General features: G+C 34.4%; 10 protein-coding genes and 1 riboswitch. Of the genes, 8 read left to right on the plus strand and 2 right to left on the minus strand.

Going from position 1 to position 10972, the window contains the following annotated elements; genetic code table 11:
* Positions 1 to 221: 221 nt before the first annotated feature.
* Together map and QQZ16_RS21835 are read left to right on the plus strand one after the other, a co-directional pair.
* Positions 222 to 965 (plus strand): type I methionyl aminopeptidase, encoded by a 744-nt coding sequence (gene map / locus QQZ16_RS21830; RefSeq protein WP_235252217.1) that lies wholly within the window; start codon positions 222 to 224, stop codon positions 963 to 965.
* Positions 966 to 1239: 274 nt separating this feature from the next.
* Positions 1240 to 1419: riboswitch (Lysine riboswitch) on the plus strand.
* 151 nt (positions 1420 to 1570) lie between these two features.
* The gene (locus QQZ16_RS21835) at positions 1571 to 2977 is read left to right on the plus strand and encodes an amino acid permease (RefSeq protein ID WP_235252216.1); all 1407 of its coding nucleotides are present in this window, start codon (positions 1571 to 1573) and stop codon (positions 2975 to 2977) included.
* Between the two features lie 181 nt (positions 2978 to 3158).
* Here QQZ16_RS21835 and QQZ16_RS21840 read toward each other — a convergent pair whose 3' ends face one another.
* Complete coding sequence (locus tag QQZ16_RS21840) at positions 3159 to 3662, minus strand: hypothetical protein (RefSeq protein WP_235252215.1); 504 nt, start codon at positions 3660 to 3662, stop codon at positions 3159 to 3161.
* 201 nt (positions 3663 to 3863) lie between these two features.
* Between QQZ16_RS21840 and QQZ16_RS21845 the strand changes: the two genes are divergently transcribed.
* The 4 genes from QQZ16_RS21845 to QQZ16_RS21860 all read left to right on the plus strand — a co-directional run bounded on the left by QQZ16_RS21845 (position 3864) and on the right by QQZ16_RS21860 (position 7432).
* On the plus strand, positions 3864 to 4196 hold the full coding sequence (locus QQZ16_RS21845; protein ID WP_101731144.1) for a PadR family transcriptional regulator: 333 nt from the start codon (positions 3864 to 3866) through the stop codon (positions 4194 to 4196).
* Positions 4197 to 4952, plus strand: coding sequence for a DUF1129 family protein (locus QQZ16_RS21850; RefSeq protein ID WP_169188611.1), 756 nt, complete (start codon positions 4197 to 4199; stop codon positions 4950 to 4952). It abuts the gene before it with no gap.
* Positions 4953 to 5350: 398 nt separating this feature from the next.
* Positions 5351 to 5764: a GNAT family N-acetyltransferase gene (locus tag QQZ16_RS21855; protein WP_169188612.1), complete on the plus strand. Its 414-nt coding sequence runs from the start codon at positions 5351 to 5353 to the stop codon at positions 5762 to 5764.
* Between the two features lie 102 nt (positions 5765 to 5866).
* On the plus strand, positions 5867 to 7432 hold the full coding sequence (locus QQZ16_RS21860; protein ID WP_235252214.1) for a catalase: 1566 nt from the start codon (positions 5867 to 5869) through the stop codon (positions 7430 to 7432).
* Positions 7433 to 7449: 17 nt separating this feature from the next.
* Here the strand turns inward: QQZ16_RS21860 and QQZ16_RS21865 are convergent, their stop codons facing one another.
* Complete coding sequence (locus QQZ16_RS21865) at positions 7450 to 7668, minus strand: hypothetical protein (RefSeq protein ID WP_235252213.1); 219 nt, start codon at positions 7666 to 7668, stop codon at positions 7450 to 7452.
* A gap of 130 nt (positions 7669 to 7798) precedes the next feature.
* Here QQZ16_RS21865 and htpG point away from each other — a divergent pair, with 130 nt between their 5' ends.
* Together htpG and QQZ16_RS21875 are read left to right on the plus strand one after the other, a co-directional pair.
* Positions 7799 to 9676 carry a molecular chaperone HtpG gene (gene htpG, locus QQZ16_RS21870; RefSeq protein ID WP_235252228.1) on the plus strand — a complete coding sequence of 626 codons (1878 nt, stop codon included), beginning with the start codon at positions 7799 to 7801 and terminating at the stop codon, positions 9674 to 9676.
* Between the two features lie 138 nt (positions 9677 to 9814).
* The gene (locus QQZ16_RS21875; protein ID WP_235252212.1) at positions 9815 to 10540 is read left to right on the plus strand and encodes an MBL fold metallo-hydrolase; all 726 of its coding nucleotides are present in this window, start codon (positions 9815 to 9817) and stop codon (positions 10538 to 10540) included.
* Positions 10541 to 10972: the final 432 nt, after the last annotated feature.

Below are 10972 nucleotides of genomic sequence, written 5' to 3' on the forward strand. Positions count from 1 at the left end.
GGTTTTTAAAAAAAGAAAAAAACGAAATTTTGATGAAAGAAAATGTTTAGAAAGCGGATACAAAATTAAAAGTTTTATTTTATAAAAAGGGAGCTAAAAAAAACTCCCACAAAAACTTGACTCAATCATCTCGGTTTATTCCTTTTACTTAGTACTCAATTTAGCATATAATAGTATACGCGAATAAGAATCGAGAACTGATCTATACAAGGAGAATTTAAATGATAGTAAAGAGCGAACAAGACATTAACGGTTTAAAAGAAATTGGAAAAGTCGTAAGCATTATCAGAGAGGAATTAATAAAAAAAACAATACCAGGAGTAACCACGAAAGAATTAGACGATTTAGCAGGCAAGCTATTTGCTGAACACGGTGCAGTTTCTGCTCCTCAAGATATGTACGATTTCCCAGGTTATACTTGCATATCTGTAAATGATGAGGTTGCTCATGGTATACCAGGAGATCGCATCATTCAAGAAGGGGATTTAGTCAATATTGATGTATCTGCAAGTAAAAATGGTTATTTTGCAGACACAGGAAAATCATTTGTTGTTGGAAATGGTGATCCTAAACTCATAAAGCTTTGCGAAGTTGCACAAGAAGCTTTCGAAGAAGGACTTAAGTGTTTTAAACCAGGAGCAAAGAAGAATCGTATCGGAAAATTTGTGTACAACACAGCTAAGAAGAACGGGTTTACAGTAATCAAAAATCTGACTGGTCATGGAATTGGAACATCCCTTCACGAAAAGCCAGATCATATTCTTAATTATTTCGATTCATGGGATACGGAATTACTTCGTGAGGGAATGGTTATCGCTTTTGAACCATTTATATCTACTGGTTCAGAAGAAGTTTATGAAAAAAATGATGGCTGGACATTCTCTACTAAAGAAAAAAGCTTTGTTGCACAATACGAGCATACAGTTATTATAACAAAAGAGAAACCGATTATTACAACCTTATAAGCTTTTACAACCAAGCTCTGTTCATTCAACAGAGCTTGGTTTCTATTTCATCTCATTATTTTCATGCAATCCTTAACTCCTTCTTTACATATCCTCTCCTGTGTTAAACGTAATTTTTGGTAATATACCTTCAAAGAATTACAACCTAATAAGCATTTACGATAATTGCGAATTTACCGATAGTTCCCTCTATTTGTTTTTCCATTGACATCAATAAATATATCGAATAACCTAGTACATATCTTTTTTATATTTAAAAATCCTTATCAGCTCAAGATGAGGTAGAGGTTGCGATTTTTATTAGTAAAAAGAGGAAGAGCAAAGAGAGCTCATTGATTGCTTTTGAAAGGAAAAGTCGCCGAAGCACTATTATTCTCTAATAATAGTAGCTGGGACTGCATACGAATAGGTGCAGGACTGTCATAGGATCTTACTATGGTGAACTATCTTTATATCTGAAGGTTTTTCTACCTTCACACCATTTAGAGGTGTGTTTTTTTATGCCTTGGAAATAATAAAAATACATTTTGTTGTATTTAGATATAAGGCTTCAAAGTAAATCTCCTATGTCAAACATGAGCAAATACATCATAAAGGAGACAACAATGAGTACGAAAGGGAAATTAGGATTAGGGGTATTAATATCCTTAGTCGTTGGAAATATGGTTGGATCAGGAATCTTTATGCTTCCTCGTTCATTAGCAGAAGTAGCAAGTCCAGCTGGGGTAATCCTTGCTTGGCTATTAACAGGTTTCGGTGTGTTAGTTACCGCATTAGTATTTGGTAATTTGGCGATTCGCAAGCCAAATTTAACCGGCGGTCCACAAATTTATGCAAAAGAGCTATTTAAACCAGGATCAAAGAAATCGACTTTAGCTGGTTTTATGTCTACATGGGGCTACTGGATCGGAAACCTTGCTGGTAATATCGCTATTATTACTACTTTTGCCGGCTATTTATCAACCTTTTTCCCCGTTTTAACAAGTGAAGCAGTTTTACTAGATGTTGGTTCTTTCACATTATATGTAGGAAATGCGTTAACCTTCCTTGTGTGTACAATCTTATTGTGGGGAACTCATTTCATCATCTTAAACGGATTAGAAAATGCCGGTAAATTGAACATATTGGCTACTTCCGCCAAAGTAATTGGATTTATGTTATTTATTATCATTGCTTTATTCGCTTTTGAGAAAAGTAACATCCTTCCGTTTGTGGAACCCAAAATAAATGCAGCTGGAAACTCTGTTGGACTATTTGGACAAATTAACAGTGCAGCAATTACAACTTTATGGGCATTTATCGGTGTGGAGTCTGCCGTTGTATTTGCTTCGAGAGCAAAAAAACAATCAGATGTGAAAAAAGCAACGATTTTTGGTTTGTTAATTGCTTTAGCGATTTACATTGGAATCAGCACACTTGTAATGGGAATTCTGTCACAAGATCAGTTAATTGCTTCTCAAAAACCTTTAATTGATGCGATTGAAGCTGTATTAGGACCAATTGCTGGTAAAGTACTTGCAGCGATCGGTTTAATTAGTTTATTTGGGTCGACAATTGGTTGGATTATGTTAAGCGCAGAAGTACCTTATGCAGCCGCAAAACAAGGTATATTCATTCCTGCCTTCTTAAAAGAAAATAAAAAGGGAATACCAACATTCTCTTTAATTGTTACCAATCTTTTAGGACAATTATTTATATTCTCCACTATTTCAAGAAGTATTTCGCAGGCATTTGATTTTGTTATTTATATTGCAACACTAAGTTATCTTGTTCCTTATTTAATCTCGTCTTTCTTCCAATTAAAATTGGTTATCTCTGGTGAAACATATGACTCTCTAAAAGCGAGAAGAGTAGACTTTGTTATTGGATTGATTGCATCCATTTATTCTATTTGGGTGATTATTGCAGGAACTGCTGATATTAAGACGTTTAGTTTCGGGGTATTATTACTATTAAGCGGAATTCTTTTCTATAACAAAGTAAATAGAGGTAAAGAAAAAAAGTCCTTTTAAAAGAAACCTTCCATTAATCAGGGATTACTTCATCTCCGACTGATGGTTAGTTGTACTTTTCGAACCTTTACAAGATAGTATAAGTGGGTTAAATAATACAAATTAAAAAGTGGACAAATATATCCCGATAAAGTAAACGGTTATAGTTTACTTTACCGGGATTTTTTTGAAATGGATTATGCTATAGTGATTCATTCACCGTACTATCATCCCATTCCACCTCATGCTCTTTTGCAAGTTTTTCTAATTCATTAATGTACTGACGAATCAATTTGCGTGCTTCCTCAAGCATGGAATTCGCTTCTTCTACAAGAGCGATATCCTGTGTTTCTAGCGCTGTAAGTATTTTTACAAATGCATTATACTGTATATCAGCGCCCTCTATATATATTTCATGTATTTCTCTTAACTCCTCCGTTTCCACTTTTACCCGATTCAATTCTTTAATAAATTCATTATAATTCGGGATTACAGTAGTTTGGATTGTATTATACATCGTCCAGTCATCCGAATAATGAATTCCAGAAACGGAATCATACGCAGATACTGCTTTAACCTCTAATTCAAAGGCCGTTTTCATATCTTCATTGATATATTGAACTAAATCTTCTTTCACTGGATCTGCTGAACAAGCTGTAAACAGAAGCAGAAAGGGAATGAAGAAAATATTAATAACTTTTTTCACTACTTCACCTCCTTCTCCTTACTGTATGAAGGAGTGGAAGTCCACTATGAAACCTAAATGAAAAGGATAAGCCTAATTTTAAAAATCTATCTTGCATCGCAAAATACTATATGCTAATATTAAAGAAATCAAACTATCTTGTATTGCAAAATACTAACTATGTTGTATAACCATATAGTTAGAAAGAAAGGATACTTTCCGATGTCAAAAAGTCAAATGTTAAAGGGAGTTTTGGAAGGATGCTTGCTCGCGATTATTTCCAAAGGGGAGATTTATGGCTATGAAATGATTGAAAAATTAGAGGCTTATGGATTTACGATGATCAGTGAAGGAAGTATCTATCCAGTCCTATTACGTATGAAAAAAGAAGAGCTTGTGACAGTTGAAACAAAAGCTTCTCCATCTGGTCCAAAGCGTAAGTATTATTCTCTTACCGATAAAGGGGAAGAAGTTTTAGCTGAATTTGCTGACACTTGGACAGAGCTTGCAACAAGTGTGCATTGTTTATTAAAAGAGATAAAGGAGGAGAAATAAATGAAACTATCGAGAGAAGCAGCAGCATTTATTGACAACCTACATCTATATTTACTTTCTTCTGGTAAGAAAGATAAAGAAATTAACGAGATTGTCGAAGAATTAACCGATCATTTACGAGAAGCAGAAGCAAATGGGAAGAATATCCATGAGGTAACAGGAGAATCCCCAAAAGAATATATGGAGAGCTTAGCTAGCGAAATGCAGACAGATCTCAAGGAATGGGGGAAACTTTTACCGCATGTATTCATTTGTTTAATTGCATACACGCTTATCGGAAAAATTATCCTAGGTGAAAATCAAATTTCCTTATTTGTTGGTATCGGTTCAATATTTATCTGTTTATTCATGCTTGGTTTGTATGTTGTCGTTTTTCGATTTATTTCTTCAAGAAGTGTATCCAACAAAAAGACATTCGGCTTGTTGTTTCTTATACAAATATTATTGACAGGGCTATTTTTTGGATTGACGTTTTATGGAAATAATTATGGACCCATTTTTATGATGGATACTTTAGCCAAACAAACCATTTTCTTTATTATACCATTTGCTTATATATGCTGGTTTGCATGGTGGAGTAAAACATGGATTATATTTTTCCCAGTGATTATATACCTTCCAATAGTCATAGTAGAACCTCTTTCTTTTTCTAAAGAAACAAAGTCCATTATATCTTCTGCTACTTTGATAGCAATCATGTTAGGATATTTTATTTGGATAATTTGGAAAGGGAAACAGGAGAAAAAGACAACCTAATATACCATTAAGCATATCTAGAAAAAGATATCCTTCAGACTGTAGACGAACCTCAATTTTTAAAAATTGAAGTTTGTATATAGCTTATTTATTAGTCTCTTTGAATAGGGATGTTACTTTCCACTCCATGGGTTCGCTTTCCGTGGGGCTCGCACTGAGCCGCGGTCTGCCTTTGGCCTGCAGGGTTTCAGCTGTCTCACTAATCCCACTGGAGTCTCACCCCTTCCACTCCAAGCAACGCATAAAAATTCCATTTAACTTTTTAAAAATCTTTTTGTCTACAAACTGAAGCATATCTAAAAAAGATATGCTTTTTTCGAAAAAACTATTGAATATTAATTCATAATAATGTATAAATATTATTATGAAGATACGGATATAAAGGGGAAAATATTATCATGGATTATCTAATTACGGAAGAACTACCATCATTCTCTCAATTTGCCCGATTACATGAGGACAGCGGCTTATTAAAAAATAAAAAAGGTAATTATACACGTGAACAATTATATGAAGCAGCTAAGAATAGCTGGTATTCTATCTCCATCTATAATGATCAAAAGCTAATCGCTTTTGGTCGGATGATTTCTGATGGTGTATATCAATCATTAATTTGTGATGTCATGGTTCACCCAGACGAACAAGGAAACGGACTAGGAAAACAAGTTATTGAGAAACTAATTTATAAATGTAAAGAATCAGGTATCCAATCAATCCAATTATTTTCTGCTAAAGGTAAGCATCCTTTTTATAAAAAATTAGGCTTTGCAGAAAGAGAACATGATGCACCTGGTATGTCTCTGCTTCTTTAAGAACCACATGATAAAAATGTGGTTCTTTGTTATTTACTATGCATACCCATTCTTTAATCTGGAAAAACTAGTGAAGTACATAAAAAGGAGGTATGCAAGTTAATGAAAGATGAGCAAAGGCACAATCAACACCAAGAAGATGAATTAACGAATCGCCAAGGCCACCCTGTTACAAACAACCAGAATGTTAGGACAGTTGGAAGCCGCGGGCCAACTACACTGGAAAATTATGATTTTCTCGAAAAAATAAGTCATTTTGTCAGAGAAAAAATTCCGGAAAGAATCGTTCATGCGCGAGGCGCTGGGGCGCATGGCTATTTTGAAAGCTATGGCACTGTTGGAGATGAGCCAATTTCCAAGTACACTCGGGCTAAACTTTTTCAAGAAAAAGGGAAGAAAACGCCTTTATTTGTCCGTTTTTCTACAGTGGTACATGGATTACATTCTCCTGAAACTTTAAGAGATCCTCGAGGATTTGCCATTAAGTTTTACACGGAAGATGGAAATTGGGATTTAGTTGGCAATAACCTTAAGATATTCTTTATTCGTGATCCTTTAAAATTCCCTGATATGGTCCATTCTTTTCGACCAGATCCTGTCACAAACCTTTCGGATCCAGAAAGAATGTTTGATTTTCTGTCTCAATCTCCTGAATCAATGCATATGATTACTTTTTTATTCTCCCCATGGGGTATCCCTGCAAGCTATCGCCATATGCAAGGTTCTGGTGTGCATGCTTATAAATGGGTAAATGAAGAAGGAAAAGCTGTATTGGTAAAATATCATTGGGAGCCGAAACAAGGAATAAAAAATTTAACCCAAAAAGAAGCGGATAAAATCCAAGCGATGAATTATAGCCATGCCACGCAAGATTTATATGAAGCTATTGAAAATGGCGATTACCCTGAATGGGAATTATTCGTACAAATCATGGAGGATGACGAGCATCCTGAGCTGGATTATGATCCACTTGATCCAACAAAATTATGGTATAAAGAAGATTCCCCTTGGCTACCTGTAGGTAAAATGGTTCTCAATAAAAATCCAGAAAACTATTTTGTGGAAGTAGAGCAGTCCGCATTCGGTACAGGTGTTCTTGTTGATGGATTAGACTTCTCAGATGATAAACTATTACAAGGGAGAACCTTTTCTTACTCTGATACACAAAGATACCGCGTTGGCTCCAATTATTTACAATTACCAATTAACCGACCAAAGAAACATGTTGCAACAAATCAAGAAGGGGGTCAAATGGACTTCCGAACTGAATTTGACAAACACCAAAACCCTCATATAAATTATGAACCGTCAACGATTGGTGGATTAAAAGAAGCGGAAAACCCTGGTAAAGAACATGAGCCTTATGTCGAAGGGAAATTACAGCGAGAATCTATTTCTCGCGAAAATAACTTTGGCCAAGCTGGAGAAACATACCGAAGATTTACTGATTTTGAAAGAGAGGAACTGATTTCCAATCTTTCCAATGCTTTAGCAAACTGCCGAAAAGAAATTCAAGATATTATGATTGAAAACTGTACAAAATGTGATCCGGATTACGGAAAAAGAATCGCAGAAGGCATTAAAAAAGTATTGGAATCCAATCAAGATAAAATGGATAAAGCAGTAGGTGAAGCAGAAAGCATGTCTCATCCTTCTGATCCATATTGATTTTCTTTTAAAATAGGCTACCCAAGGTTGGGTGGTCTTTTTTTATGAATGGAGTGGTGAGGCTTTGGCTGATATATCGGAATTTTGGCTGATATCCAAGCTACTTTGGCTGATATCCAAGCTGTGTTGGCTGATATCCAGTAATAAAACCCTACTACTACTCGTAAATCACCACATTTATCCCATTCTAAGCACTCATCCAGCTTAAAATCTTCTCTTAAAACTCTAGGACGCAATCTCTACAACTACTATCCTAATTATTGACATGCTAGATAAAATATGATATTTAATTAATAGATTAGCACTCAAGACACTTAAGTGCTAATCTTATTACATAGTAATCATACAGAAAGGGTGCGGAAAATGATCGAAACGAAAGAATTTAAAGCGGAATCGAAACGATTATTAGAAATGATGATAAACTCTATTTATTCTCAAAAAGAAGTTTTCCTACGAGAATTAATTTCTAATGCGAGTGATGCGATTGACAAGATTTATTATAAAGCCTTAACAGATGACACCATTAATTTTGAAAAAGATAATTATTTTATTAAAATTAAAGCAGATAAAGAAAATCGTACATTAACTATTTCTGATACTGGTATTGGTATGACAAAGGAAGAGTTAGAATCGAACTTAGGTACGATTGCAAAAAGTGGTTCCTTAGCCTTTAAAATGGAAAATGAAGCAAAAGATGGACATGACATTATTGGTCAATTCGGTGTTGGCTTCTATGCTGCATTTATGGTGGCAGATGAAGTAACAGTGATTACAAAATCATTAAATAGCGATACTTCCTATAAATGGTTCTCTAAAGGCGCGGATGGATATACAATTGAAGAAACAGATAAAGACACAATTGGTACAGATATCATCCTTAAAATGAAAGATAATACAGAAGACGATCAGTATGATGAATTTCTTGAGGAATATCGTTTAAAAACGATTATAAAAAAATACTCTGATTTTATCCGTTATCCAATTAAAATGGATGTGACTTCTAGCAAATTAAAAGAGGGCACAGAAAATGAATATGAGGAAATTATCGAAGAACAAATCATCAACAGTATGGTTCCAATTTGGAGAAAGAATAAGAGCGAATTAACAGAAGAAGACTACCAAAATTTCTATGAAGAAAAACGCTATGGCTATGATAAACCATTAAAGCATATTCATGTTAGTGTAGATGGGGCTATTCGTTATAACGCGATTTTATATATTCCGGAAAAAACACCGTTCGATTATTATTCGAAAGAGTACGAAAAGGGACTAGAGCTCTATTCAAATGGTGTCTTAATTATGGAAAAATGCGGTGACTTGCTACCAGATTACTTTAGCTTTGTGAAAGGTATGGTGGATTCTGAAGATTTATCGCTTAATATTTCTAGAGAAATGCTGCAGCAAGATCGCCAGTTAAAACGTATTGAAAAGAACTTAACAAAGAAAATCAAAAGTCAACTCCTTAGCCTTCTGAAGGATGAAAGGGAAAAATACGAATCTTTCTATCAATCATTCGGAAGACAAATCAAATTCGGTGTCTATAATGATTTTGGAATGAATAAAGAGATGCTTCAGGATTTACTATTATTCTATTCATCTAAAGAAAAAAAATTAGTATCGTTAGATGAATATGTAGAAAGAATGCCAGAAGATCAAAAATTCATTTATTATGCAACTGGTGATTCTATTGATCGTATAGAGAAGCTTCCACAAACAGAATTAGTAGCAGATAAAGGCTATGAAATTCTGTATTTAACTGATGACATTGATGAATTTGCAATTAAAATGATTGCTACTTATAAAGAGAAAGAGTTCAAATCTGTATCTAGCGGTGATTTGGGTCTTGACCAAGAAGAAGAAAAAGAGGAAAAAGAAGTAACGGAAGAAAATAAAGCATTATTCGATTATATGAAGGACATTCTTTCCGATAAAGTAAAAAACGTAAAAGTTTCCACACGCTTAAAATCACATCCCGTTTGCTTAACAGCTGAAGGGGAAGTTTCGATTGAAATGGAAAAGGTCCTAAGCATGATGCCAGATAATCAAAACATTAAAGCAGATAAAGTCTTAGAAATTAACAAAAACCATGAAATTTTCCAATCATTAAAAGATGCGTTTGAAAATGATAAAGATAAAGTAACGCTCTACACAAATCTTCTCTATAACCAAGCATTGTTAATTGAAGGGTTATCGATTGAAGATCCAGTGGAATTCACCAATAATATTTGTAAACTGATGAAATAACAAAATCAACGCCGCTCTATTCACAGAGCGGCTTTTCCAATTCAAAAAGCATCTTCTTTCTTATTTAATTAATGTTTTACTATTTAAAACGAAACCGCTATACTTATAAAAAAACAATCAGAGATGGGGAACAATACTATGGCAGAATTAAAAGGAATAGAGATTTTGACGATTGAAAAAGATTCCTTTGTCATTCACCCAACCCTTATATGGGATGAAAAACAAACATTGTTAATCGATACTGGAATGCCTGGTTATATGGAAGACATAAATCTTGTCATGGATAAAGCAAATAAATCTTTGGAAGATTTAACTGGAATTTTGATAACACACCAAGATATTAATCATATTGGAAGCCTGCCAGAAATATTAACTGCCTGTACGCAACACTTAACAATCTATGCACATAAAGAAGAAATTCCATATATAGAGGGTGATTTACCATTATTAAAAACAAATCCTGCTAAATTCACTGAAGAACAATGGGAGGAATTATCAGATTTCTTAAAATTCACTTATCTCCATCCCCCAAAAGCACAGGTTACTGTTTCTTTAGAAGATGCACAAACCTTAGATATTAATGGCGGGATAGAAATTATTCATACTCCGGGCCATACCCCAGGTCATATTAGTTTATTTCATAAAAAATCAGGTACTTTAATTGCTGGGGATACCTTACTTGCTACAAACGGACGCCTTCAGCCTCCTAATCCGGTAAGTACGCCAGATATGGAACTTGCGATTCAATCAATAGATAAATTTTTAGCGTATCCTATTAAACAAGTAGTATGCTATCATGGAGGTATTGTTACTGAAAATGTAATGGAACAATTACAAAGTCTAGTAAAATCAAAAGCTAGCTAACTAAGATGGTCAATTGGAGGTTTTTCCTCAACCTATTATAAATAAGTTGAGGAAATTCTTTTTTAAATAGCTGTTTACGTAAAGTTTGTTGCGATTACCCGCAGCTGGAATACACTTCGCTTTCCCTGGGGCTAAGCTTAAGCCTCTACACTTTTCCTCCGGGATCTCAGACTGTCTCGCTAATTCCCGTGGCGTCTTCGTGTATTCCGGCTGCTCCATTATTCCTATTAATTCTTTTTGAAAAACAACAATCCTTTAGAAAAGAGCCTTTTAAATATAATCATTTTAGCAAAATCACTAGTGTTGCATTAATTTAAATTCACTATTAAAAATACTCAAAATGTTCAATATTATTATTTTGTGCAAAGAAAAAGTCCTTTATAATGGATTAGTCAGGTGGTAACCCGTCCAAATCCACTAAAAAAGGACCAA

It is taken from the genome of Bacillus sp. T2.9-1 (assembly GCF_950097965.1).
GTDB classification, from domain to species: domain Bacteria; phylum Bacillota; class Bacilli; order Bacillales; family Cytobacillaceae; genus Niallia; species Niallia hominis.

Bases quoted from the DNA above. Each gene is read 5' to 3' on its own strand.
- map (WP_235252217.1), top strand. From the start codon at position 222: ATGATAGTAAAGAGCGAACAAGACATTAACGGTTTAAAAGAAATTGGA.
- QQZ16_RS21835 (WP_235252216.1), top strand. From the start codon at position 1,571: ATGAGTACGAAAGGGAAATTAGGATTAGGGGTATTAATATCCTTAGTC.
- QQZ16_RS21845 (WP_101731144.1), top strand. From the start codon at position 3,864: ATGTCAAAAAGTCAAATGTTAAAGGGAGTTTTGGAAGGATGCTTGCTC.
- QQZ16_RS21850 (WP_169188611.1), top strand. From the start codon at position 4,197: ATGAAACTATCGAGAGAAGCAGCAGCATTTATTGACAACCTACATCTA.
- QQZ16_RS21855 (WP_169188612.1), top strand. From the start codon at position 5,351: ATGGATTATCTAATTACGGAAGAACTACCATCATTCTCTCAATTTGCC.
- QQZ16_RS21860 (WP_235252214.1), top strand. From the start codon at position 5,867: ATGAAAGATGAGCAAAGGCACAATCAACACCAAGAAGATGAATTAACG.
- QQZ16_RS21875 (WP_235252212.1), top strand. From the start codon at position 9,815: ATGGCAGAATTAAAAGGAATAGAGATTTTGACGATTGAAAAAGATTCC.